General features: G+C 36.5%; 26 protein-coding genes. 19 read left to right on the forward strand and 7 right to left on the reverse strand.

Going from position 1 to position 22,772, the window contains the following annotated elements; translation table 11 throughout:
- Positions 1 to 97: 97 nt before the first annotated feature.
- The 3 genes from rplU (at position 98) to B4F31_RS10650 (ending at position 1,344) form a co-directional block, all read left to right on the forward strand.
- The gene (gene rplU / locus B4F31_RS10640; protein ID WP_075325606.1) at positions 98 to 592 is read left to right on the forward strand and encodes a 50S ribosomal protein L21; all 495 of its coding nucleotides are present in this window, start codon (positions 98 to 100) and stop codon (positions 590 to 592) included.
- A gap of 28 nt (positions 593 to 620) precedes the next feature.
- Positions 621 to 881: a 50S ribosomal protein L27 gene (gene rpmA, locus B4F31_RS10645; protein ID WP_075325607.1), complete on the forward strand. Its 261-nt coding sequence runs from the start codon at positions 621 to 623 to the stop codon at positions 879 to 881.
- A gap of 115 nt (positions 882 to 996) precedes the next feature.
- Positions 997 to 1,344, forward strand: a complete 348-nt coding sequence (locus B4F31_RS10650; protein WP_093305844.1) for a DUF2007 domain-containing protein — start codon at positions 997 to 999, stop codon at positions 1,342 to 1,344.
- 138 nt (positions 1,345 to 1,482) lie between these two features.
- On the opposite strand, the gene ahcY is transcribed toward B4F31_RS10650, so the two are convergent.
- Positions 1,483 to 2,799 carry an adenosylhomocysteinase gene (gene ahcY, locus B4F31_RS10655; RefSeq protein WP_075325609.1) on the reverse strand — a complete coding sequence of 439 codons (1,317 nt, stop codon included), beginning with the start codon at positions 2,797 to 2,799 and terminating at the stop codon, positions 1,483 to 1,485.
- Between the two features lie 65 nt (positions 2,800 to 2,864).
- On the opposite strand from ahcY, the gene B4F31_RS10660 reads away from it, so the two are divergent.
- The 9 genes from B4F31_RS10660 (at position 2,865) to B4F31_RS10700 (ending at position 10,288) form a co-directional block, all read left to right on the forward strand.
- The gene (locus B4F31_RS10660) at positions 2,865 to 3,512 is read left to right on the forward strand and encodes a 4'-phosphopantetheinyl transferase family protein (protein ID WP_075325610.1); all 648 of its coding nucleotides are present in this window, start codon (positions 2,865 to 2,867) and stop codon (positions 3,510 to 3,512) included.
- Entirely contained in the window at positions 3,512 to 4,204 is a 693-nt protein-coding gene (locus B4F31_RS10665; RefSeq protein WP_075327890.1) for a geranylgeranylglyceryl/heptaprenylglyceryl phosphate synthase, read from the forward strand. Before B4F31_RS10660 ends, B4F31_RS10665 begins: the two co-directional genes overlap by 1 nt.
- A gap of 160 nt (positions 4,205 to 4,364) precedes the next feature.
- Complete coding sequence (locus tag B4F31_RS10670) at positions 4,365 to 4,625, forward strand: thiamine-binding protein (RefSeq protein ID WP_075325611.1); 261 nt, start codon at positions 4,365 to 4,367, stop codon at positions 4,623 to 4,625.
- The gene (gene pnuC, locus B4F31_RS10675) at positions 4,609 to 5,241 is read left to right on the forward strand and encodes a nicotinamide riboside transporter PnuC (RefSeq protein ID WP_075325612.1); all 633 of its coding nucleotides are present in this window, start codon (positions 4,609 to 4,611) and stop codon (positions 5,239 to 5,241) included. Before B4F31_RS10670 ends, pnuC begins: the two co-directional genes overlap by 17 nt.
- Complete coding sequence (locus B4F31_RS10680) at positions 5,202 to 5,768, forward strand: AAA family ATPase (RefSeq protein WP_075325613.1); 567 nt, start codon at positions 5,202 to 5,204, stop codon at positions 5,766 to 5,768. The genes pnuC and B4F31_RS10680 overlap by 40 nt, the downstream gene beginning before the upstream one ends.
- A gap of 2 nt (positions 5,769 to 5,770) precedes the next feature.
- Positions 5,771 to 7,324, forward strand: a complete 1,554-nt coding sequence (locus tag B4F31_RS10685) for a DUF4301 family protein (RefSeq protein ID WP_286761298.1) — start codon at positions 5,771 to 5,773, stop codon at positions 7,322 to 7,324.
- Positions 7,325 to 7,330: 6 nt separating this feature from the next.
- A complete protein-coding gene (gene arfB, locus B4F31_RS10690; protein ID WP_075325615.1) occupies positions 7,331 to 7,732 on the forward strand; it encodes an alternative ribosome rescue aminoacyl-tRNA hydrolase ArfB in 402 nt (133 codons plus the stop codon).
- A gap of 441 nt (positions 7,733 to 8,173) precedes the next feature.
- The gene (locus tag B4F31_RS10695) at positions 8,174 to 8,515 is read left to right on the forward strand and encodes a hypothetical protein (RefSeq protein WP_286761299.1); all 342 of its coding nucleotides are present in this window, start codon (positions 8,174 to 8,176) and stop codon (positions 8,513 to 8,515) included.
- Positions 8,516 to 8,935: 420 nt separating this feature from the next.
- Positions 8,936 to 10,288: a sigma-54-dependent transcriptional regulator gene (locus B4F31_RS10700; protein ID WP_075325617.1), complete on the forward strand. Its 1,353-nt coding sequence runs from the start codon at positions 8,936 to 8,938 to the stop codon at positions 10,286 to 10,288.
- Here the strand turns inward: B4F31_RS10700 and B4F31_RS10705 are convergent.
- Complete coding sequence (locus B4F31_RS10705) at positions 10,278 to 12,695, reverse strand: hybrid sensor histidine kinase/response regulator (protein ID WP_075325618.1); 2,418 nt, start codon at positions 12,693 to 12,695, stop codon at positions 10,278 to 10,280. The two genes, B4F31_RS10700 and B4F31_RS10705, sit on opposite strands and share 11 nt — an antisense overlap.
- A gap of 385 nt (positions 12,696 to 13,080) precedes the next feature.
- Here B4F31_RS10705 and B4F31_RS10710 point away from each other — a divergent pair, with 385 nt between their 5' ends.
- The gene (locus tag B4F31_RS10710) at positions 13,081 to 15,462 is read left to right on the forward strand and encodes a TonB-dependent receptor (protein ID WP_075325619.1); all 2,382 of its coding nucleotides are present in this window, start codon (positions 13,081 to 13,083) and stop codon (positions 15,460 to 15,462) included.
- 46 nt (positions 15,463 to 15,508) lie between these two features.
- Here B4F31_RS10710 and B4F31_RS10715 read toward each other — a convergent pair whose 3' ends face one another.
- Positions 15,509 to 15,940, reverse strand: a complete 432-nt coding sequence (locus tag B4F31_RS10715; RefSeq protein ID WP_075327891.1) for a hypothetical protein — start codon at positions 15,938 to 15,940, stop codon at positions 15,509 to 15,511.
- A gap of 119 nt (positions 15,941 to 16,059) precedes the next feature.
- Here B4F31_RS10715 and greA point away from each other — a divergent pair, with 119 nt between their 5' ends.
- From greA to B4F31_RS10730, 3 genes are all read left to right on the forward strand, one after another.
- On the forward strand, positions 16,060 to 16,536 hold the full coding sequence (gene greA / locus B4F31_RS10720; RefSeq protein ID WP_075325620.1) for a transcription elongation factor GreA: 477 nt from the start codon (positions 16,060 to 16,062) through the stop codon (positions 16,534 to 16,536).
- Positions 16,537 to 16,638: 102 nt separating this feature from the next.
- Entirely contained in the window at positions 16,639 to 17,028 is a 390-nt protein-coding gene (locus B4F31_RS10725; protein ID WP_075325621.1) for an HIT family protein, read from the forward strand.
- A complete protein-coding gene (locus B4F31_RS10730) occupies positions 17,028 to 17,438 on the forward strand; it encodes an acyl-CoA thioesterase (protein ID WP_286761300.1) in 411 nt (136 codons plus the stop codon). The genes B4F31_RS10725 and B4F31_RS10730 overlap by 1 nt, the downstream gene beginning before the upstream one ends.
- Here B4F31_RS10730 and B4F31_RS10735 read toward each other — a convergent pair.
- Complete coding sequence (locus B4F31_RS10735) at positions 17,435 to 18,589, reverse strand: sensor histidine kinase (RefSeq protein ID WP_286761301.1); 1,155 nt, start codon at positions 18,587 to 18,589, stop codon at positions 17,435 to 17,437. The genes B4F31_RS10730 and B4F31_RS10735 overlap by 4 nt on opposite strands.
- 112 nt (positions 18,590 to 18,701) lie before the next feature.
- Between B4F31_RS10735 and B4F31_RS10740 the strand changes: the two genes are divergently transcribed.
- From B4F31_RS10740 to aat, 3 genes are all read left to right on the forward strand, one after another.
- Positions 18,702 to 19,580, forward strand: a complete 879-nt coding sequence (locus B4F31_RS10740; protein WP_075325624.1) for a flavin reductase family protein — start codon at positions 18,702 to 18,704, stop codon at positions 19,578 to 19,580.
- A 1-nt stretch (position 19,581) separates the two neighbouring features.
- Positions 19,582 to 19,956 (forward strand): DUF3127 domain-containing protein, encoded by a 375-nt coding sequence (locus B4F31_RS10745; protein WP_075325625.1) that lies wholly within the window; start codon positions 19,582 to 19,584, stop codon positions 19,954 to 19,956.
- Positions 19,957 to 20,077: 121 nt separating this feature from the next.
- The gene (aat, locus tag B4F31_RS10750) at positions 20,078 to 20,731 is read left to right on the forward strand and encodes a leucyl/phenylalanyl-tRNA--protein transferase (RefSeq protein ID WP_075325626.1); all 654 of its coding nucleotides are present in this window, start codon (positions 20,078 to 20,080) and stop codon (positions 20,729 to 20,731) included.
- Here the strand turns inward: aat and B4F31_RS10755 are convergent.
- From B4F31_RS10755 to truB, 3 genes are read right to left on the reverse strand one after another with little or no spacing between them, the layout of a single operon-like run.
- The gene (locus B4F31_RS10755) at positions 20,728 to 21,312 is read right to left on the reverse strand and encodes a DNA-3-methyladenine glycosylase I (protein ID WP_286761302.1); all 585 of its coding nucleotides are present in this window, start codon (positions 21,310 to 21,312) and stop codon (positions 20,728 to 20,730) included. The genes aat and B4F31_RS10755 overlap by 4 nt on opposite strands.
- A 5-nt stretch (positions 21,313 to 21,317) precedes the next feature.
- A complete protein-coding gene (locus B4F31_RS10760; protein WP_075325628.1) occupies positions 21,318 to 22,028 on the reverse strand; it encodes a hypothetical protein in 711 nt (236 codons plus the stop codon).
- 30 nt (positions 22,029 to 22,058) lie between these two features.
- Positions 22,059 to 22,772, reverse strand: coding sequence for a tRNA pseudouridine(55) synthase TruB (gene truB, locus B4F31_RS10765; protein ID WP_075325629.1), 714 nt, complete (start codon positions 22,770 to 22,772; stop codon positions 22,059 to 22,061).

The following is a 22,772-nucleotide window of genomic DNA, read 5'->3' on the forward strand; positions in this document are numbered from 1 at the left end:
TTAGGCTTTGTGAATTAATTAATTAGAAGTATATTTGCACCCGCTTGCGAAAAAAGTAAGCGTAAATTTTTAGCATAAATTAATTAATCACAACACTATGTATGCAATTGTAGAGATAGCAGGGCAGCAATTTAAAGTTGCAAAAGACCAGAAGGTGTTTGTTAACCGTCTAAGCGGAGAAGAAGGAGACAGCGTTTCTTTTGACAAAGTTCTTCTTACCGGAGATGGTGACAGCATAAACCTTGGCGCCCCGGCTATAGATGGTGCTCTAGTAGGAGCAAAAATCACCCGTCACCTTAAAGGAGACAAAGTAATTGTTTTCAAAAAGAAAAGACGTAAAGGTTACAAAAAGAAAAACGGTCACCGTCAATCTTTAACCGAAATCGTAATTGAAAGCATCGATGTAAAAGGTGGAAGTAAAGCTGCTTCAACTAAAAAAGAAGAAGCACCTAAGAAAGAAGCCAAAACTGATAGTAAATCGGAAGATTTAAATCAATACACCGTAGCTGAATTGAAAGAGATGGCGAAGGAGAAAGGTCTTGAAGGCTACTCTTCTATGAAGAAAGCTGAATTAATTGAAGCTTTAAGTTAAATATTAATCTACTTAAAACTAAAGTAAAATGGCACACAAAAAAGGAGTCGGTAGTTCCAAGAACGGTAGAGAGTCAGAATCGAAACGTTTAGGCGTGAAAATTTTTGGCGGTCAGGCAGCCGTAGCCGGAAATATTATTGTTAGACAAAGAGGTACTGCACATAATCCAGGTGAGAATGTATATGCAGGAAAAGACCATACATTACACGCTAAAGTAGACGGCGTAGTAAAGTTTTCTAAAACAAAGAATAATAAATCTTACGTTTCTATAGAACCGTTTGAAGCATAAGTCTTACACTCTTATTGGAGATAAAGAATTTTATTCTTAGAATTATATCGAAACCCCTTCTGAAATTCAGAAGGGGTTTTTTTGTATCTTTAATTTAGACTTTAAGTTATATGTTATGAAATATATAGACGTTTTTCGCACCTCTGACCGAAATGAACATTCTATTATTAAAAATCTTTTTGATGATGAACAATTAGATTACCGGTCTTACGGAGAAGCTACCGATAATGCGACCAATATTGGTGCACTTGGCAACGACGGACTTAGAATTGAAGTGGCGGAAAGCGATAGAGAAAAAGCTACAGAAATCATTAAAAGAAGTGGTTTTTTGGGCCAGTCTCATAATATTTCAAAACCCAAAAGAACAAAACCTCAAGTAGGGAAATGGGTATTTGTCTTGCTAGCTGCACTTGTGGTGCTTATTGCTATTATTTTCTTTGTATGGTTTATGAGTGGTAATTAGAAATGATTTTTTAGATCCTGAAACATGTTCAGGATGACGTATAATAAATAAAAAGACCTCACAGATTTTGGAAATCTGTGAGGTCTAAAATTTTCAAATAAATTTAAATAGATTTCCGCCTTTGCGGAAATGACTAAATTAATATCTATAATACTCGGGCTTATATGGGCCTTGCACTTCCACGCCAATATATTTAGCCTGGTAATCTTTAAGTTCGGTTAATTCTACTCCAATTTTTTCAAGGTGAAGTTTGGCAACCTTTTCGTCTAAATGCTTAGGTAGCATATAAACTTCATTTTCGTATTTATCAGAATTTTTCCAAAGTTCAATTTGTGCCAAAGTTTGGTTGGTAAATGAGTTACTCATCACAAAGCTTGGGTGGCCTGTAGCACAACCAAGATTCACTAATCGCCCTTCCGCTAAAAGAATAATGTCTTTCCCGGCGATAGTATATTTATCTACCTGAGGCTTTATAGTGTCTTTTGAATCCCCGTGATTGTTATTCAACCAGGCAACATCGATTTCATTATCAAAATGCCCGATGTTACAAACGATGGTTTTGTCTTTCATCGCTTCAAAATGCTCTCCGCGAACTATATCTTTATTTCCTGTAGTTGTAATTACAATATCAGCCTTAGGAAGTACAGTTTCCAGTTTTTTCACTTCAAACCCGTCCATCGCAGCTTGTAGCGCACAAATTGGGTCAATTTCCGTAACGGTAACAATGGATCCCGCACCTTTAAACGAAGCGGCAGTACCTTTACCAACATCTCCATAACCACAAACTACAACGCGTTTTCCGGCAAGCATTACATCAGTAGCCCGGCGAATAGCATCAACAGCACTTTCGCGACATCCATATTTATTGTCAAACTTAGATTTGGTAACCGAATCGTTCACGTTAATAGCCGGCATTACCAAAGTTCCGTTTTTCATTCTTTCGTAAAGTCTGTGAACTCCTGTAGTGGTTTCTTCTGAAAGTCCGCGGATTCCCTCAGCAAGCTCCGGGTACTTATCAAAAACCATATTGGTAAGATCGCCACCATCATCAAGGATCATATTCAACGGCTCGCGCTCTTCACCAAAAAACAGGGTTTGTTCTATACACCAGTTAAATTCTTCCTCGGTCATTCCTTTCCAGGCGTAAACGGGAATTCCTGCGGCAGCAATTGCAGCTGCAGCGTGATCTTGTGTAGAAAAAATATTACAAGAGCTCCAGGTTACATCGGCCCCTAAAGAAATAAGTGTTTCAATAAGTACTGCAGTTTGCACGGTCATGTGAAGACATCCGGCAATTCTGGCTCCCTTTAATGGTTGTTCATTTTTATATTCTTCACGCAGGGACATTAATCCCGGCATTTCAGCTTCGGCGAGTTCTATCTCTTTTCTTCCCCAATCCGCCAGGGAAATATCCTTAACTTTATAAGCGGTATACGGCACTGTTTTAGTCGACATATTATTATATTTGAATATTAGCAATTTTTTGTCTCGCAAAAATAAGGAATCTATAACAAACCTACATGCCACTTTACAAAACAATAACAGTAAACCCGCATACTAAAGTCTTCATTTGGAAGGTAGAAGAACCTTTTGAAGAACTTAGCGAAGGGATAGAATTAACCGAACATTGCCAAAATCGCGTAAAGGGAATGAAATCTGAAATTCACCGTCGTGGTTTTATGAGTATTCGCCATTTAATGGCCGAAGCGGGCTATGTAGATCACGATTTATTTTATGACGATTTAGGGAAACCCCATTTAAAAAATGGTAAGAATATCTCCATTACCCATTCTTTTAATTTTACGGCTATTATTTTAAGTGATGAAAAGGTGGGAATAGATATTGAAAAACGCCGCGATAAAATTCTCAAAATTGCCAATAAATTCACCCCGCTTAGTGAATATCATACCGTTGCAAACGAAGAGGCTTTAATAAGAAAACTCACTATTGTTTGGGGTGCTAAAGAATCTATTTATAAAATGTATGCCGAACCGGGTCTAGGGTTTTTACAGCACATAAATGTGACCGATTTTGATTTTGATGACGCCGAAACAACCGCGAAAGTGAACTTTAAAGGAAAAGAGTCTTTTTACGAGATGAATTTTTTGGAATTTGAAGGTTTTACCTGTGTGTATGGTTGGGAAGGCTCGAAAAAAGTCCAAAGTTAATGCGGAATTTTTATGCTGAAATTTTCCAGGCTGCGACTAATGGAAAAAAACTACTCGCCATTTTAATAGATCCCGATAAATTTATAGAAGCGGAAACAAAATTATACCTGGAAAAATTACCAAAACAAACTACACATATTTTTGTAGGCGGTAGTACGGTGGAAAATTTTAAAACCGAAAAAACCGTAAAAGCGATTAAAGCTGAAACCGATTTTCCGGTTATTCTGTTTCCAGGAGATTATTCACAAATTACAGAAACAGCAGATGCATTGCTTTTTTTAAGCCTTCTTTCCGGAAGAAACCCTGAGTACTTAATAGAGCAACAGGTAAAATCTGTAGAAAAATTAAAGAATAGCAAACTGGAAATTATTCCGACGGCTTATATTCTAATTGAGGGTGGGAAAGAATGCGCTGTGCAGCGAGTAAGCTGTACAAAGCCTATTCCGCAATCTGAAGTTACTTCAGTTGTAAATACCGCACTTGCCGGTCAATTTCTAGGAAAAAATCTTATTTACCTGGAAGCAGGAAGTGGTGCCGATTTTCCGGTTTCCGAAGAAATTATTACTGAAGTAAATAAAGCAATAAATATTCCTTTGATAGTAGGTGGCGGAATTCGAAGTTTAGAACAACAGAAAAAGGCCTATAAAGCTGGAGCTGATATGATCGTTATGGGAACACAATTTGAAAATTAGTAGACGTCAGTCTGAATTTATTCAGAATCTAATTTGTGGTAGTCCAAAAAAATAAAGCTTCACAAATTGTTAGTTTAAGGCACAACAATACTAATTTCAAATCTTTAAATTTGGCTTCCACAGAAAGTCCAGTAAAATATTCGTGGGTAAAATTTCAATCATGAAAATTTCAGTAGAATTAACCTTAAGTCCGTTGCAGGACGATTTTGAACCAAAAATCATTGCTTTTATTAAAAAATTAAGGGCTTCAGGATTAGCAATAAAAGAAAACCCATTAAGTACCCAGGTTTATGGAGAGTATGATGAGGTGATGAATTTATTGAATTCAGAAATCAAAAATGTTTTTGAAACCATTGATAACGGACTTATCTATATAAAAATTGTAAAATCTGATCTTAGCGACTATGCAGCCGATTTTTGATTTTTTCTTTGACCAGTATTACGGGTATTCTACTTTATTTATTATCCTGGAAGTAATTGCGGTAATTTTCGGCTTTCTTTCGGTCATTTATTCCAAGCAAAATAACATTCTGGTTTATCCCACTGGGATTATAAGTACCATGATATTTGTTTATTTGCTCTGGCAATGGGAATTGCTGGGAGATATGATGATTAACGCCTATTATTTTTCTATGAGCATTTATGGTTGGTATATTTGGACAAGAAAAGTAGATAAAGAACATTATACACCCATAACCAATACTACCAGAAAGGAGAATTGGCAAAGTCTGTTTATTTTTATTGCGACCTTGCTTTTTGTATTCGCTGTTTACGAGTATTTTGATAAATGGAACAACTGGACGGCCTATGTAGACACGTTTACAACCGCTATTTTTTTCGTGGGAATGTGGCAAATGGCCAATAGAAAGATTGAAAACTGGATTTTCTGGATTATTGGTGATGTTATTTCTGTACCACTCTATTTTTATAAAGGTTTTACTTTAACGGCACTTCAATATTTTGTTTTTACTATAATCGCTATATACGGCTATAAAGCATGGCAGAAAAACTTGCGCAACGACCTTCGTCCGTCTTAAAAGTGGTTCTTTTTGGACCAGAATCTACGGGAAAAACCACCCTGGCAGAGATGCTGGCAAAACATTATAACACGCTTTGGGTAGAAGAATTTATGCGGGATTATCTTCAGGAAAAATGGGATAATGAGCAAAGAGTTTGCGAACCAAAAGATATGATTCCCATTGCTGAAGGCCAAATGAATCGTGAAAATACACTCACTAAAAAGGCTAATAAACTCCTAATTAGCGATACCGATCTTTTAGAGCTAAAGGTTTATTCTGAAGCCTATTACGAAGGGTTTTGCGATCCTCAACTTCTTAAACATGCGTTAAACAACATTTACGATCTCTACTTTTTAACGTATATTGACGTACCGTGGACGCCCGATGACCTTCGGGATAAACCAGAAGACCGTATTGGGATGTTTAAAAGGTTTGAAGCTGCTCTTAAAAACAGTAAAAAACCTTACGTGATTCTAAAAGGAGATTTAGAGGAACGTTTTAAAACTGCGGTAAAGAAAATAGACGAACTTTTAAAAAATAAATAGACGTGGAGTTTAGCGAAATAGACATTTTGCAAATTGAGGAAAAAGGATTATCAACCCAGGAGGTTGAAAGACAAATCCAGATATTTGAAAGAGGAAATATAAAAGTAGATATTCAACAGGCGGCGACCGTAGGAAATGGCATTTTTGTCTATTCAGTAGAAGATCAAAAAAAATATATTCAAACATTTGAAGATAAAAAGGAGCATTTAGACCTTTTAAAATTTGTACCCGCTTCTGGTGCGGCAACACGAATGTTTAAGGCATTTCACAATTTTGCAGATGAATTTGATCCTGAAAAAACAAGCTTACGAGATTATTTAGACAGTAAAGATGATAAAAACCTTCAGTTGTTTTTTGAGAAAATGGATAAACTTCCATTTTATAAAGTCGCTTCCAAAAAAGCCAAAGAAAATCACCCAGATTTTTCAGAAAAATCTAATGACAAACGACATCTGATTTTGGTGAAAACCATGTTGTATGAAAATGGACTTGGGTTAAGCGACTTGCCAAAAGGTTTGGTTCCTTTCCACCAATATAACGATTATACCGCTACGGCTTTTGAAGAGCATTTGCATAGTGCAGCGAAATATCTTTCAGTAAACGGCGTGACAAAACTACATTTTACTGTAGCTGAAGGTGATAAAGAGAAGTTTGAAGAAAAATTTGAAAACATTAAAGAAAGAGTAGAAGAGGCTAATCACACTAAATTTGAAATTTCTTATTCTAACCAGGATCCAAAAACGGATACGATTGCGGTGGATAAAGAAAATAATCCCTTTAGAGATGAAGATAACAGGATTTTCTTTAGACCCGGCGGGCATGGTGCATTAATAGAAAATCTGAATAAACAAGAAGCCGATCTTATTTTTGTTAAAAATATAGATAACGTGGTCGTTAATACCAATTTGCCAAAAGTGGTAGAAATGAAAAAAATGCTGGGTGGTAAATTAATAGCGCTGCAAAACCAGGTTTTTGAATATATGCAAAACCTTGACGGTGGGAATAATTCTGAAGCTAAATTAGACGAGATTGCTGAATTTTTGGAGAATGAACTGTTTGTAAAGGTAACTTCATCTTTTAACAAATTTACGGGGGAAGAAAAAACGCAATATTTGTGTAAAAAATTAGACCGTCCATTAAGAGTTTGCGGAATGGTGAAAAACGAAGGTGAACCCGGCGGCGGACCTTTCTTAGTTAAAAATGAAGATGGAGAGATCTCGCTTCAAATTATTGAAGGTGCGCAAATAGATAAAAATAATTCAGAGCAATTAGAGATTCTAAATAATTCTACACATTTTAATCCGGTAGATATAGCGTGTAGCCTTAAAAACCATAAAGGAGAAAGTTTTGATCTTAATAATTATGTAGATGAAAATATGAGTTTTATTGCAGATAAAACCAAAGATGGCAAACCTCTAAAAGCCCTGGAGCGCCCTGGCTTATGGAATGGCGGTATGGCTTACTGGAATACGGTTTTTGTAGAAGTTCCGGTAGAGACCTTTAACCCGGTAAAAACAGTAGCCGATCTTTTAAAACCCTCTCATCAGGCCAAATAATTTGTTTTGGACGAGCAACAAATAATACGGGAACTTAGTTTTAAAGCCGTGCGCAGTTCTGGTGCCGGCGGGCAGCACGTTAATAAAACTTCTTCTAAAGTTGAACTTTATTTTGATTTAGAAGCTTCAGAAGGACTTTTAGAAGAAGAGAAAGCGCGATTAATTAAAAAACTGGCTACTCGATTAACCAAAGAGAACCTTTTAATTCTCAATAGTGAAGAAAGTAGAAGTCAGCATAAAAACAAAGAGCTGGTAATTGCAAAATTCTTTGAATTACTTCGGGAGAATATTAAAAAACCAAAACCAAGAAAGAAAACTAAACCCAGCAAAGCTGCAAAGTTAAAACGCCTAAAAGCGAAAAAGATTAATGCTGAAAAGAAAGCTAGAAGAAACGATCCTTTAAAATAAGTGAGGCCTTTTTCTACATAAGTGTAGAAAAAATCTACAAGAATATCCCTGGTTTTGTGAAAACCTAAAAACAATAAAATTTTAAAATGTTAATTTTCAATAGATTAAAATTGTAGGATTTTACTGGTACAATTTTTTATATGTAATTATTGCTAAATTAATATTAAATATAGCAGCTTAAGATACTGTTGTATAATTTAGATTTTCGGAGAAAAAGAGGCCTTAGGGTCTCTTTTTTTGTTTCATAAAATTAGTAATTCTACATTTCTACATAATGTTCTCTTAAAAACCCCAGCTTTCTACATAACAAATTCCCAATTAATTTATTGCGTATTTTGTAAAAAGCTTATTGTTAGATAGTTAGTTAATATTATAAGACTTTGGTATAATTCTTCCTTTATACCTATCATATTTAAACCACAAACTTAAAACCTTATTATTATGAAAAAGCTAGTATTAACTTTAATGGCTGCAGCCGGAATGTTCTTATTCAGTCAAAATGCACAAGCGCAGGTAGAAGAGCCAGAAGAAATGGAACAAATTGAGAGCGTAGAAGAAGCTCAGGAAACAAAAGACGATTATAAAGAAGTTGATGTATTGGCTCTTCCGCAAGCAATTAAAGATGCGGTAATGACCGATATGAATGGAGCCGTAGCTGAAGAAGCCTGGGTAAAAGAAAAAGAGGGTAAGAAAGTATATAAACTATCACTTAATGTAGATGGTGAAAAGAAAAAAGCTTACATCGATGCTGAGGGAAATTGGATCGAAAAAGAAGAGAAATAGATTAACTACTTGCTAACTAACCTTAAATTTCCGTTGGATATATTTACCCTACAAACTTCCAACGGAAATTTTTTTAAGAAATTTTAGCTGGAATTTAAGAGAAACCAACTCCTTCGGCACCAGAAAATAACATAAAGTAAGTAGAAAATTCTGTATATTTAGGGTAGAATGTAAACTTGAACGGTTTTAGGACCATTGGGACCTGCTAACTAACACTTTTAGCCGTTTAAGTTAAGCTGAAAGATTTATGACGATTTACTTAATGTAGTCTGGAAAATGGATACCACCCAATGACACTTTTTAATAAAAATTTAGATTGTCATTGATAGAGACCTTTAACGAGGTCTCTTTTTTTATGCTTATTTTAAACCCAATGAATTTTAGATTGTTAAATTTGCAAGACGATTTAAATTGAGATCAATGACAAAAATCCTTATAGTTGAAGATGATGTTCCTTTTGGGACTATGTTGAAAACATTTTTAATCAAGCGCGACTATGAGGTTGAATTGGTTTTTTCTGGCTTAGAAGCTTTTAAGAAACTTAAAGCTAATTTTTTTAACCTTATCCTTTCAGATGTAAGATTGCCAGACACTAGTGGTCTTGATATCTTAAAACAGGTAAAGTTAGAAAATGCCGGTACGCAGGTTATTATTATGACCAGTTATGCTGAAATTAGCATGGCTGTAGAAGCTATGAAAAATGGTGCTTTCGATTATGTTTCCAAACCATTTAGACCAGAATCTATTTTACAAACAATTAAAAATGCTTTAACCCATACAGAAGTACAACCCACTGTTGAAAAAAGACCTGAGAAAACACAAAGAACAGATTCTTTGCAAGGGACGAGTTTTGTGAAAGGTGTTAGTGAAGCTGCTTTAAAACTAAGTGATTATATAGAATTAGTTGCTCCAACCAATATGTCGGTTTTAATTATGGGAGAAAGTGGAACCGGAAAAGAACAGGTTGCAAAAAGTATCCATAAACAAAGTAAACGTGCTGATGCTCCTTTTATCGCTGTAGATTGTGGTGCTATTCCTAGAGAACTGGCGTCCAGTGAATTTTTTGGTCATTTAAAAGGATCTTTTACCGGTGCTATAAACGATAAAACCGGGCATTTTGAAGCGGCAAACGGTGGTACTCTTTTTCTTGATGAAATTGGAAACCTAAGTTATGAACTCCAGGTGCAATTACTACGAGCTTTACAGGAAAGAAAAATAAAACCGGTAGGAAGTAATAATGAAATTCAGGTAGATATAAGGGTAATCACGGCCACTAACGAAGATCTTGCGCAAGCGGTGAAAGAAGGGGAGTTTAGGGAAGATCTTTATCACCGTCTTAATGAATTCTCTATTAAAGTTCCTGCTTTAAAAGAGCGCAAAGAAGATTTAATGCTTTTTGCTGAATATTTTTTGGAAGAAGCAAATGCTGAATTGGAAAAAAATGTGATTGGTTTTACCGAAAGTGCTATTGAAGCTTTTAAAAACTATAACTGGCCGGGAAACCTAAGGGAGTTAAAGAATATGGTAAAACGTGCGGTACTGCTAACGCAAGATGATATGATTCCTCTTAAAGTATTGCCTCATGAAATAGCCACTGCTTCCCAATCTAATACAGAAACTGAATACGGTTTATTTAAAAATAAGAACGAAGAACAGCTTATTTTAGACGCTTTGGAGAAAGCTGGTGGTAATAAAAGTAAGGCGGCAAGATTGCTTTCTATAGATCGTAAAACCCTTTATAATAAGCTAAAGCAATACGATATTAAACTTTAATCTCCTGCTCCAGTTCTTCCATTAAATTTAAAATGTTAGCTTTTAGCTGTAGAAATTCTTCATCAGAAAAAACTTCTTGTTGTTCCAGTCTTTCAAATTGCCCTGCCTGCTGCCTGGCATTTATTTGTTTTAACATAGGCACCATTTTATGCGCCAGGCGCGCTACCTCTTTAGCATCATTTTTCTTCCTGGCAATGGCAATAAGTTCAATTTGCGATCTGGAACTTTCTATGAAAGCTTCTAAAATGGTTTGTACTGCTTTTTGATCTCCAGCCGAAAAATCATAAATATCCTGCAAATCATAAGTATTTTTCGTAGAATTCTGGAGGTTATTATTTACTTTTTGCTTCAGGTTAAGTTTAAAAATTTCGGCAATACTTTGTTGTAATTTTCCGGGTTTATAAGGTTTTAAAAGGCTTTTATTAAATCCGGCAAGTTTATAAGTTTCAGCATCAATATCGGTCCTGCCAGATAAAGCTATCACCGGTAATTCACTTACTTTATATTTTTTCCTGATATTTTTAATAAGATCAAAACCATCCATTTCTGGCATTTGAATATCGGTTAAAACCAAAGAATAGTTTTTATTTTCCAGTTTTTTCAGTGCGTCATTTCCGTTTAGGGCACTGTCGCATTGCATTCCCATAGATTTTAGCAATTCCCGCGTTAAAGAAAGCTGCGATGGTTCATCATCAACAATAAGGGCAGTTTTACCGCTCAGGTCTGGCATTTCTACAATTGTTGATACTTCTGCGGTTGTTGTTGCCTCGCCAGGAAGTTTTCTAACCGGAATAAAAACTGTAAATTCACTACCTTGTCCCTGCTCACTTTCAAGCTTTAGATCGCCTTTTAGTAATTCGGTAAGACTTTTTGTGATAGTAAGTCCCAGGCCGGTACCGCCATATGCTTTTTCAATTTTCGTATTTTCCTGTGAAAATTCTTCAAAAATCTCATCCTGTTTTTCTTTGGAAATTCCTATCCCGGTGTCTTTTACCGAAATAATCAGACAATAGCTATCTTCAATTTCTTTTTTAAGATGAATACCTACTCTTATTTCTCCTTCGTGGGTAAATTTACAGGCATTAGTGATGAGGTTGGCGATAATTTGTTTTATTCTAAAGGGATCACTAAGCACCTGTGTATCGGTTTCTTCTGAAGCTTCAAAAATCACCTCCACCTTTTCATTCTTTGTGGCCGGTAAAGAGTTATAAACGGTGTCTCTTATAAGTTTTGCGGGGTTAAAAGGAAGTTTTTCCACAGTCATTTTACCTGCTTCCAGCTTAGAAAGATCCAATAAATCGTTTACTAAATGCAGAATAAAATTAGAGGATTTCTTCACCTGATCCATATAATGCGACTGCTTGCTATTTAGCGAAGATTTTTCAATTAGATCTGTGTAGCCAATAAGTGTGTTTAGTGGAGAGCGTAAATCGTGGGTAATTGCAGCCATAAATTGCTCACGTTTCTTTAGCAAACTTTCAGCAAAATCTTTGGCTTCTTCTAATTCTCTTCGGTATTGCTGACTTTTAGTAATATCCTGAATTATAAAAATAAGTGACAGTAAAATAATTAAGAAACTCACAATTCCTGCTATAAGGAAGATTTGCGAACTTTCTTCAATCATATTTTGAGAGATTTTGGCGCGTTGTATAGATGCTTCCCGTTCTTCCTGCTCAATTTTTCCCAGCAAACGTCTTAGCTGCTGGTTAATAATCATATCGTTTTCAAGGAATTGCTGTTCCTTTTCGTCTACCGTGTTTTGAAACCTCCTATTGGCAATCTCCAGTTGGCTTAGTACATTTCTAACCGAACCAATAATAGAATCGGCGGTGCGGTTGGTGAGTTGTTCAGCGTTATCTTCTCGGGAATATTCCAGCAACCTAATTAATAACCTGCGTTGGTGCGGTTCCAGGTTGGAGAAACGTTGCCTGTAATTGTAATCGTTAAAAGAAGGGTCTACTTTTCTAAGTTCATTTAAAACCTGCGAATAATAATTTTGGTTACGTTGCTGCTCCCTTAATTTGTAAAGTTCCTGGAGGTTGGAGGTTTTGTCTGAAAGCAATTCAGCAATACTGTCTAATTCATTTTTCATAGAATTATCAGCATAGCTGTTTTTTAAATTTTGGATATCAAGTTGAATACTGTCTATTTGAAGTTGATACTTTTCCAAATCGGCTTCATTTCCGGTTTGAATAAGCTGCCTGCTTAAATTTTCGGTTTCAAAAAGACTGGTAGTAATATCACTTAGCAGAAATAATTGCTCATTATTGTTGCTGTTATTTTCTGAAACTTCACTAAAAGCAACCACCTGTTTCCATACAAACCATACGGCAAGGGCTGCCAGTGCGGCTATCAAAAGATATCCGCCAATCACTTTATAAGTTATTGACTGCTTTGTGTTTCGCATAGAACTGTTACAACCAAAATTACACCATTTAAACGAAATGAAAATAGCATAATCCTGGATCTTATAATTTTCGTACCTGTTTAAATTTGAAGTCCTTTGCTAAGCTAATGGTTTATAGGGCTGAATTATTGGCTCCAAAATTATGGGAATTCCATAAAAGCTTTATACATTTGCCGCAAATCTCAAAGGGGTGCCACTTAAGTGTGGCTGAGATCATACCCAAAGAACCTGGGCAGGTAATGCTGCCAAGGGATACGCGCAAGTAGCGCAAACGTATGTTACTCCTGAAAATGCCATAACACCGGTGGGCAATTTCAGGATTTTTTTTTATCTAATTTTAACCAAAGAATAATAGCCCCTTTTATTCGTAAATAATTTATTACGAATGAAATCTTTATTATTTTTTACCGGCCTCTGCTTAATTTCATTGCAAGCCGTTGCTCAAACTCACACTTTACAGGGAACAGTTACCCGTGGCGAAACTCCGGTTGAAGGAGTCGCAGTTTATGCCGTAGAACCAGGCGATGGCACCACTACCGATGAGAATGGCAGGTACAGCCTTGAGCTTGAAGAAGGTGAGTATAACCTGGTATTTTCCTATGGAAACCAAAAAACCTTAAAAGTAAAACTGGATCAGGATAAAACCCTGGATGTAGATCTTAGCGATGTACAGGAAGTTTTGGACGAAGTTTTTCTTTCTTCGGTGCGGGTAAGTGCGAAATCGCCAATTACCTACAGTAATCTTACTAACGAAGAAATTGAAGATAGAAACCTGGGTCAGGATATTCCGGTGTTAATGAATTATATGCCAAACGTGGTTACTACTAGTGATGCGGGAGCAGGCGTTGGTTATACCGGGATTAGGGTTAGAGGTAGCGGCCCCACCAGTACAAATGTTACTATAAATGGAATTCCCTATAATGATGCCGAAAGTCTTGGAACTTTTTGGGTAAACCTTGGAGACTTTGCCTCTTCTGTAGAAAATCTGCAACTGCAACGTGGTGTAGGTACTTCTACAAATGGCGCAGGAGCTTTTGGTGCCAGCCTTAATATTTTAACCGATGGTTATAGCGAAGAAGCAAATGCAGAAATTGCCAATAGTTACGGTTCTTTTAATACGCACAAGCACACCGTGAAATTCAGTACAGGGCTTATAGACGATCATTGGGAATTTGCAGGTCGAGCTTCTCAAATAAAAAGTGACGGCTATATAGATCGCGCCAGTAGTGATTTAAAGTCTTATTTTCTGCAAGGAACTTATGTAGACGAAAACACCTTAGTAAAAGCCATTACTTTTGGCGGAAGTGAAAGAACTTACCAGGCTTGGTACGGAATTGATGCTGAAACTCTCGAAAATGATAGAACATACAATCCCGCCGGGGTTTATACCGATGATGAAGGAAATACTAAATTTTACGATAATCAAACCGATAATTACAAGCAGGATCATTATCAGTTATTGTGGAATCAGGAGTATAACAAGAACTGGTCTTCTAACCTTGCTTTTCATTATACTTACGGGCGCGGTTATTATGAAGAATATAAAGAAGACGCTACTTTAAATGAATTTGGGCTGGAGAATTTCCAGGCTGATGGTGAAGAAGTAACCACCTCAGATCTTGTTGGAACCAAATGGCTGGATAATCATTTCTACGGAAGCGTTTTCAGCTTGAATTATCAGGATCAGGATTGGGATGTGATTGTTGGAGGTGGCTGGAACCGATATATTGGAGATCATTTTGGAGATGTGATTTACACGCGATTTGCCAGGAATAACGATCCCTATGAGCCTTATTACGAAAATACAGGAACTAAAACCGATTTTAATCTCTACGGAAAAGCAACTTATGCAGTTTCAGAAAAACTGGCGGCTTATTTAGACCTTCAGGTAAGAACGATAGATTATGAAACCGTAGGAATGTTATCTGAAGGAACTGAATTTCTGGTAGATGATTCATTTAACTTCTTTAATCCTAAAGCCGGATTAACCTATGCTTTAAATGATCAAAATCAGTTCTATTTTTCTTATGCCCGTGCTAATAGGGAACCACGCCGCAGCGACTACGAAAACGGCGAACCTGAACACGAAGAATTAAACGATTTTGAATTAGGGTGGCGCCATAATACACCATCGGTTCAACTAAACACCAACCTTTATTATATGGATTATCAAAACCAATTAGTACTTACTGGTGGTATTGATGATGTTGGCGCTTTTATTCGTGAAAATAGCGGAAATAGTTATCGTTTAGGTTTGGAAATAGATGCCGTTATTAGGCTTTCAGATAAAATATTTATTAGACCCAACCTGGCTTTAAGCCGAAATAAAAATATAGATTTTGTTTCTACCTGGAATGGAGAATTAGTTGATTTTGGAAATACAGAAATTTCCTTCTCTCCTTCTATAGTAGGAGGAAACCGAATTACTTACTTACCCGCAGAAGGATTAGAATTGAGCATGCTTTCAAAATATGTAGGAGAGCAATATATGAGTAATATTGAAGCCGAAAACTCTAAGCTGGACGCTTATTTTGTGAACGATTTTAATATTCAGTATACCTGGCGAAATGCACCTTTCTTTAAAGAAGTTGTTTTTACAGGTTTGGTAAATAATATCTTGGGAGAAGAATATGTATCCAACGGTTACTATTACACTTTTAATGTAGAAAATCCAGATACTACTACAGGTTTACAAACCTTAGATGGTGCGGGCTATTATCCGCAGGCCACCACAAACTTTTTAGCCGGAATTACTTTGAAATTTTAATTTGTTTGTCGCCTCTCTCGTCCTATTCCCAGGAGGGGGGAGGTTTTTAATTATAAACCTCAATAGTATTACTACGGCGCTCAATTCGGTAAGGTTTCATAGAGTATTCTCCTTCGCCTTCCATTAATTCACCAGTAATTATATTATAAGAATTTGCATCTTCACAGTTACAGGTAGCAATAATCCCTTCAACCGTCATTGCAGAACAATTATTCGGCGGATGATTGGGGTCGCTTAATTCAAAAGCAGTGTATTGTGAATTATTTATATTATAAACCACCACACCCTTTATGCCTTCGTTGTAGGTAGTAAAGCTATTCCCAGGAAATTGAAGATCATTATATTCAGGAAAATCCAGGTTTAGTTGAAGTCTAAAATTCAAATCTATTAGGTTCGGGTTATTAAAGTCATTGTCATCATTGGTGGAGCAAGCGCTAAAAATTACTGAAAATAGAAGGAAAAAAAGAGGTTTTTTCATGATATCGGCAATTTTTTCGCTAAATATTATTATTGTTTTCAAGGCGTAAATTTATTATATTTGTTAAACAAATCCCGTCGTGCTATGGGATTTTTTCTATTTATATAAACGATGAAGTTATGAGCAAAGTATCTTATTATACTGAAGAGGGATTAAAAAAGTTGAGGGATGAACTTAATCAGCTACGTGATGTAGAACGGCCTAAAGCTTCAGAAGCTATTGCCGAAGCCCGTGATAAAGGAGATTTAAGTGAGAATGCAGAATATGATGCTGCCAAAGAGGCTCAGGGTCTCTTAGAAATGAAGATCTCAAAATTAGAAGAAGTGGTGGCCAATGCAAGAGTTATAGATGAATCTCAATTAGATACTTCTAAAGTGTTGGTACATTCCCACGTGAAAATAAAAAACCAAACAAGTGGGGCCGAAGTAAAATATAAGCTGGTAGCACAGAGTGAAGCCGATTTAAAAACGGGTAAGATCTCGGTAGATTCTCCTATAGGAAAGGGATTACTCGGTAAAGAAGTGGGGGATACAGCGGAAATAGATGTACCCAGCGGTAAGATGAAATTTGAAATTTTAGAGATCTGGAGAGAATAAGTTTCCGGTATTTAACAGTTTGTGAAATCCTTTTCCAATACCTTTAACTAAGGTTCTGTGAAAAGGATTTTATATTTATATACTAACCAATTCAAAAATATTATGGCCAGTTTATTCACTAAAATAGTAAGGGGAGAAGTGCCTGCTTTCAAAATCGCAGAAGATAGTCAGTTTTTAGCTTTTCTAGATGTTAATCCAAATGCAAAGGGACATACTTTATGTATTCCGAAGAAAGAAGTGAATAAGATCTTTGATTTGGAAGAAGAGATGTACCAGGAATTAATGCGTTTTTCCCGCAAAGTAGCCATCGCTTTAGAGAAAACGGTAGAGTGCAAGCGCGTGGGAATGGCCGTTGTTGGGCTTGAAGTTCCGCATGTTCACGTACATCTTATCCCGTTAAATTCTATGAGCGATATGGATTTTTCTAAAAGCGTAAAAATGGAAGAAGAGGAATTTAAAAAACTGGCAGAATCTATTCACGTTAATCTTTAATGGAAAGCGAAACGTATAATTTAAAACTCGAGCTTAGAATAGATTGGAGCGATTTAGATATGTATAAGCACGTAAATAATATCTCGTTTATGCGCTATATGCAGTCGGGTCGAGTAAATTTTTGGGAAGCTTCAGGTATTTACGAGATGTATGAGAATACCAATATGGGAACTATGTTGGTTTCTACACATTGCGATTTTAAAAAGTCGCTGTATTACCCCGGGAAAGCTATAGTAAAAACCAGGATAGATTTTATAAAAAATTCCAGTTTCGGTTTAAAACATCTTATTCTAAATGACATTAATGAAGTTTGCGCTGAAGGTAAAGATGTAGTGGTTTGCTATGATTTTGAAAAAGATAATACCTTCCGAATTCCTGAAGATTTAAGAACACAACTTTCTAAATTCTAAACTTTCCTGAGGGAAATTTTAAAAGTTGTGCCTTTGTTTATTTCGCTTTCTTCTACTTTTATTCTCCCGTGGTGATAGCCTTCAATAATTCGTTTTGCTAAAGATAAGCCAAGGCCCCAGCCTCTTTTTTTTGTGGTATGCCCGGGTTCAAAAACGAGTTTAAATTTATTTTTATCAAGCCCTTTTCCCGTATCTTTTATAAAGATATGCGCCCATTTCTGTTCCTCTTTAATTTGAATATGCAATTTCCCTTTTCCGCGCATTGCATCTATGGCATTTTTAACCAGGTTTTCTATGGTCCAGCTGTAAAGTTGGGAATTTAACATTACCGGGATATATCCTTTAGGGATGTCAATGGAGAATTCAATAAGCCGTGAGCTTCTTGTTTTTAAATAATCGAAGCTGTTTTGAGTTGCTTCAATTATATTTGTTTTTTCCAGAATTGGAGACGAACCTATTTTAGAAAAACGTTCAGTGATGGTTTCAAGACGGTCAATGTCTTTTTCCATTTCAATAATGTAGGATTCTTTTACATTTTCCTGTTTCAGGATTTCGGTCCAGCCAATAAGCGAAGATAAGGGAGTGCCAATTTGATGTGCAGTTTCTTTCGCCATCCCGGCCCAGAGCTTATTCTGTTCGCTGTTTTTCGTTGTGGTATAGAAAAAATAAACTACCCCAATAAAAAGAAAACCTATAAGAACCAGCCCAACAGGATAATACTTAAGACTGTTTAAAACCGGGGAATTGCCGTAGTAAATATACTGTTGCTCTCCATTTCCCAGGTTTATAATAATAGGAGCATTTTCTTCCTTTAAATTTTCAAGAAGTCGTTGCGCTTGTTTCTCATTTTCTAATTTATCGGGATCAATATTAGTAGTGTAGGCAATATCTCCATCGGTATCGGTATGGATTATGGGAATTGTGGTATTGTTATTTAAAATTTCAAGAATAAGATCAAGATCGGCATCGGCCGGTGGCGGGTCCCGGTCTAAAGCTTCCTGCGCTTTCGCCCAAATATTCATTTTAGCTCGTTCATCTTGTTTTAAACGCTGAAAAAAGATGGTAGTATTCCATAAAACCAGGCCTACTACTATAAAACACGAGATAATAATAAACCAGCGATTAAAAGTGCGTTCGTCTGTGAAGTTCATACAGGCTTCTGAGCTTTAAAGGATTTAAAGATAAGCGTTTTTAAACGAATTTTATTGCGTGTCCCGGCTTTTCATTCCCTATTGGTTTCGTTACCTTTGCCAAAAAACAAGTATGCTTACAATAGATCCTAAAGAGGTGAGCACAGGCAAGCTTCATCGCTATTTGCTTGGTGCTATTGGTCCCAGGCCTATCGCTTTTGCCAGTACAATAGATACTAAAGGCCGATCAAATTTATCGCCTTTCAGCTTTTTTAATGTTTTTGGATCTAATCCTCCTACCTTAATTTTCTCCCCGGCGAGAAGAGGCAGGGATAATACGGTAAAGCATACCTACACCAATGTTAAGAATATTGATGAGGTGGTTATCAATATTGTAAACTACGATATTGTTCAGCAAATGTCACTTTCCAGTACCGAATATGCCGAAGGTGTAAATGAGTTTGAAAAAGCAGGCTTTACAATGCTAAAATCTGATCTTGTAAAACCATTTCGGGTAGCGGAATCTCCGGTACAATTTGAATGTAAAGTGAAGCAGGTTATTGAAACCGGCCAGGAAGGCGGTGCCGGGAATCTTGTGATTTGCGAAGTCCTTAAAATGCATATTAATGAAAGCATTTTAGATGATGACGGATTTATAGATCAACATAAAATAGACCAGGTGGCCAGAATGGGCGGTAATTGGTATACCCGTGCCAATATGGGAATGTTCGAGGTGCCAAAGCCGCTTTCAAGCTTAGGAATTGGTATAGATGCCATTCCTGAAGAAATTAGGAAAAGTAAAACTTTAACCGGTAATGATCTTGGTAAATTGGGGAATGTTGAAGCGCTGCCAAAAGATGAAGAAGTTGCAGGTTTTATAGCTAAAAATAAAGATTTAGCTGAATTAGTAAAACTAAATAACAAAACAGATATTCATACCCGGGCACAATTGTTTTTAGAGAAGAACAATACCGATGCTGCCTGGAAATTATTATTAGCAAAAACAGATTAAAATGGAAGTACAAGGCAAGATTAAGTTAATTGGTGAAACCAAGACCTTTGGAAATAATGGGTTTAGAAAGAGAGAAGTAGTGGTGACTACAGAGGAGCAATATCCACAACATATTATGATAGAATTTGTTCAGGATAAAACAGATTTGCTTAATAACTTTCAGGTAGGCCAACCGGTAAAAATTGGAATTAACCTTAGAGGTAGAGAATGGGTAAGTCCGCAGGGAGAAACCAAATATTTTAACTCTATCCAGGGTTGGAGAATAGAAAATCTACAGGCAGACCAGCCGGCAGGTGGGCAAAATGTTCCGCCACCAGATAATTTTGAACCTGCCAACAACTTAAACGAAGAAGATTACGACGATCTTCCTTTCTAAAAAATTCTTTTGCGGGATTTAGAAATAATTTCGTTTCATATTATAAAAAGCTTAGCATCCTATTAAGAGGGCTAAGCTTTTTCTTTTTGTACTTTTCTTATTCATCTAAAATCCCTGATAATTGCATTATTTACAACATAACGAAAAATTTCCTCCTATTTCTGAAGCCGATGAACAGGGACTATTGGCTATTGGGGGAGATTTGAGTATTCCACGTTTAATTTATGCATATAACCACGGAATTTTTCCCTGGTATGACGATTCACAACCTCTACTTTGGTGGAGTCCCGACCCCAGGATGGTGCTTTTTCCCGAGAAATTAAGAGTTTCTAAGAGTATGAAGAAACTATTTAAAAAAGAAGCTTTTAAAGTAACTTTTGACCAAGATTTTGAACGAGTTATAGAAGCTTGCGCAGAGATCAGGAGGGAAGGCCAACATGGAACCTGGATAACTCCCGAGATAATTAAAAGTTATAGAGAATTACATGAATTTAATCTTGCCCGCTCTGTAGAGGTTTGGCAGGGTGATGAATTGGTGGGCGGACTTTACGGAATTTATCTTAAAGAACAACAGGTGTTTTGCGGTGAAAGTATGTTTGCCAGGGTTAGTAATGCTTCTAAATACGGTTTTATAACCCTGGTTAATCAGTTAAAAGATGAAGGTGTTAAACTCATAGATTGTCAGGTTTACACCAAACACTTAGAAAGCCTTGGCGCTGAAGAAATCCCGAGAAAGAGATTTCTTAAATATTTAGAAATTCCTCTTGAAGATTAATCTGAAGAGAGTTTTTTAACTTCTTTATACCTAAAACAAGTTACTTCGTGATCATTTACCATACCGGTAGCCTGCATATGAGCATACATTACGGTAGAACCTACAAACTTAAATCCCTTTTTCTTTAAATCTTTGCTTAATTTATCACTAATAGCGGTAGTTGCAGGAGCTTTTTTGTAATCTTCTATTGCGTTCTGAATTGGTTCACCCTCTACAAAACTCCAGATATACTTGCTGAAACTCCCATATTCTTCCTGAATTTTTATAAAATTTTGAGCGTTGGTTACTGTAGCTCTCACTTTTAATTTATTCCTGATAATCCCCGGATTTTCCAATAATTCCTGAATTTTTTTTTCAGAATATTTAGCGATTTTTTTGTAGTCAAAATCATCAAAAGCTTTTCTGAAATTTTCTCGTTTTCGCAACACGGTAATCCAGCTTAAACCGGCTTGAAATGTTTCCAGGATTAGAAATTCAAAGATGGTTTCATCATCATAAACAGGAACGCCCCATTCATTATCGTGGTATGCTTCGTAAAGTGCATCGCCTTCACACCAGCCACAGCGTTGTAATTTCGTCATTTTAATTAAGGTTTAAAATTGTAGGTAATAGTGCCGGGTTGTTCGTTTCTTCCCACCAATTGGGAGAATACGGCATTGGCGGCATATTCTAATGCGTTTTCTATCAGGCATTCGTTATCTGAAGTTGAACTTGCTTTATTAATTCCGGTATCAATTACACGACCTTCAGCGTTTACAGTGATATTCACTACAATTTTTCCGGCCCTGTCGCAGGTATAAATGGGATTAGGAATAGAGATTGCATTTCTTCCGCGCAGCGAAAATGAGATGGAACTATTTCTTAAACTTCCCGATTGGGTAGAAATATCTTTGGAAGAAGCATCGCCATCAGATCGTTTTTTTGTTTCAGATTTACTTCCGGTAGCGAAAGTACCCTTAGTAGAACTTTCCGTTTCGTTTTCTGAACTTTTTTCCTGTTGCGCACTATTCTGTTCTAAGATTTCATCTAATTCTCTGTTGAAATTTTCTTCCCGCGCTTCCTGGTTTTCATTAAAAGCTCTATGTGTTTCGGGAGAATTATTAGAATTTTGCGGTTCTGCTTCTTCTTCCGGAATTTCTTCTTCCTCCTCAGTTTGTGTATATTCTTCTAGATCTACCAACATTTCTTGTTGGTACTTTTGTTTTTGGGAAAGGTTAAAATTATAAAGGCCAAGAATTAAAACCGAACAAAAAAGTACGGTTATTATAAGGGCTTTATGTTTATCGAAAAAATCCATGCTATAAAATAAAACGTGTAATGTTCTATTTTATGCTGAAGGTAATAATTTTTCAAAAGATTGAAGGTCTAAAGCTTCTTCTATAGTGAATTCTCCTACACGCGTTCGTTTAAGAGAAGAGAGGTAGGCACCAGAACCAAGCGCAATTCCAAAATCGTTAGCCATACTTCTTATATAGGTGCCTTTACTGCAAACTATTCTAAAATCTACTTCGGGAAACCGTGGGGCATCTACTTCAAATTTGTGGATGGTAACCGGCCTGCTCTCTAATTTCACGTCTTCTCCTTTCCTGGCGTATTCATAAAGGCGTTTCCCATCTTTTTTTAAAGCAGAAAATACCGGCGGGGTTTGTTCAATTTCTCCTGTAAGCTGAAGCGCGGCGCCATCTAAATCTTCATCAGCAATATGTGCAGTGTCGTAGGTTTTATCTACTTCAGTTTCCATATCGTAAGAAGGGGTTGTGGCACCCAGGGTAAAAGTTCCAGTATATTCTTTTTCGGTTCCTTGCAGCTCGGGAATCTTTTTGGTGAATTTCCCAGTGCATATTACCAAAACTCCGGTAGCCAAAGGGTCTAAAGTACCGGCGTGGCCTACTTTTATCTTTTTTATTCCGCAGCTTTTTCTAATTAACCAACGCACCTTGTTAACCAACTGAAATGATGTCCACTCCAATGGCTTATCAAAAACCAGGATCTGGCCGGTTTTAAAATCTTCCGGAGTGAATTTTTCAATTTCTGTGGTCAT

The organism is Salegentibacter sp. UBA1130, from assembly GCF_002311535.1.
Taxonomy (GTDB): domain Bacteria; phylum Bacteroidota; class Bacteroidia; order Flavobacteriales; family Flavobacteriaceae; genus Salegentibacter; species Salegentibacter agarivorans.

Coding starts and splice junctions, on each gene's coding strand:
- B4F31_RS10755 (WP_286761302.1), bottom strand. CDS start 21,312: ATGACGAAATTACAACGCTGTGGCTGGTGTGAAGGCGATGCACTTTAC.
- B4F31_RS10665 (WP_075327890.1), top strand. CDS start 3,512: ATGCGGAATTTTTATGCTGAAATTTTCCAGGCTGCGACTAATGGAAAA.
- rpmA (WP_075325607.1), top strand. CDS start 621: ATGGCACACAAAAAAGGAGTCGGTAGTTCCAAGAACGGTAGAGAGTCA.
- B4F31_RS10760 (WP_075325628.1), bottom strand. CDS start 22,028: ATGGATTTTTTCGATAAACATAAAGCCCTTATAATAACCGTACTTTTT.
- B4F31_RS10745 (WP_075325625.1), top strand. CDS start 19,582: ATGGAAGTACAAGGCAAGATTAAGTTAATTGGTGAAACCAAGACCTTT.
- B4F31_RS10650 (WP_093305844.1), top strand. CDS start 997: ATGAAATATATAGACGTTTTTCGCACCTCTGACCGAAATGAACATTCT.
- B4F31_RS10730 (WP_286761300.1), top strand. CDS start 17,028: ATGGAAAGCGAAACGTATAATTTAAAACTCGAGCTTAGAATAGATTGG.
- B4F31_RS10705 (WP_075325618.1), bottom strand. CDS start 12,695: ATGCGAAACACAAAGCAGTCAATAACTTATAAAGTGATTGGCGGATAT.
- pnuC (WP_075325612.1), top strand. CDS start 4,609: ATGCAGCCGATTTTTGATTTTTTCTTTGACCAGTATTACGGGTATTCT.
- B4F31_RS10695 (WP_286761299.1), top strand. CDS start 8,174: ATGAAAAAGCTAGTATTAACTTTAATGGCTGCAGCCGGAATGTTCTTA.
- B4F31_RS10680 (WP_075325613.1), top strand. CDS start 5,202: ATGGCAGAAAAACTTGCGCAACGACCTTCGTCCGTCTTAAAAGTGGTT.
- B4F31_RS10715 (WP_075327891.1), bottom strand. CDS start 15,940: ATGAAAAAACCTCTTTTTTTCCTTCTATTTTCAGTAATTTTTAGCGCT.
- rplU (WP_075325606.1), top strand. CDS start 98: ATGTATGCAATTGTAGAGATAGCAGGGCAGCAATTTAAAGTTGCAAAA.
- B4F31_RS10700 (WP_075325617.1), top strand. CDS start 8,936: ATGACAAAAATCCTTATAGTTGAAGATGATGTTCCTTTTGGGACTATG.
- B4F31_RS10735 (WP_286761301.1), bottom strand. CDS start 18,589: ATGAACTTCACAGACGAACGCACTTTTAATCGCTGGTTTATTATTATC.
- truB (WP_075325629.1), bottom strand. CDS start 22,772: ATGACCACAGAAATTGAAAAATTCACTCCGGAAGATTTTAAAACCGGC.
- B4F31_RS10740 (WP_075325624.1), top strand. CDS start 18,702: ATGCTTACAATAGATCCTAAAGAGGTGAGCACAGGCAAGCTTCATCGC.
- B4F31_RS10725 (WP_075325621.1), top strand. CDS start 16,639: ATGGCCAGTTTATTCACTAAAATAGTAAGGGGAGAAGTGCCTGCTTTC.
- greA (WP_075325620.1), top strand. CDS start 16,060: ATGAGCAAAGTATCTTATTATACTGAAGAGGGATTAAAAAAGTTGAGG.
- B4F31_RS10670 (WP_075325611.1), top strand. CDS start 4,365: ATGAAAATTTCAGTAGAATTAACCTTAAGTCCGTTGCAGGACGATTTT.
- B4F31_RS10660 (WP_075325610.1), top strand. CDS start 2,865: ATGCCACTTTACAAAACAATAACAGTAAACCCGCATACTAAAGTCTTC.
- ahcY (WP_075325609.1), bottom strand. CDS start 2,799: ATGTCGACTAAAACAGTGCCGTATACCGCTTATAAAGTTAAGGATATT.
- B4F31_RS10710 (WP_075325619.1), top strand. CDS start 13,081: ATGAAATCTTTATTATTTTTTACCGGCCTCTGCTTAATTTCATTGCAA.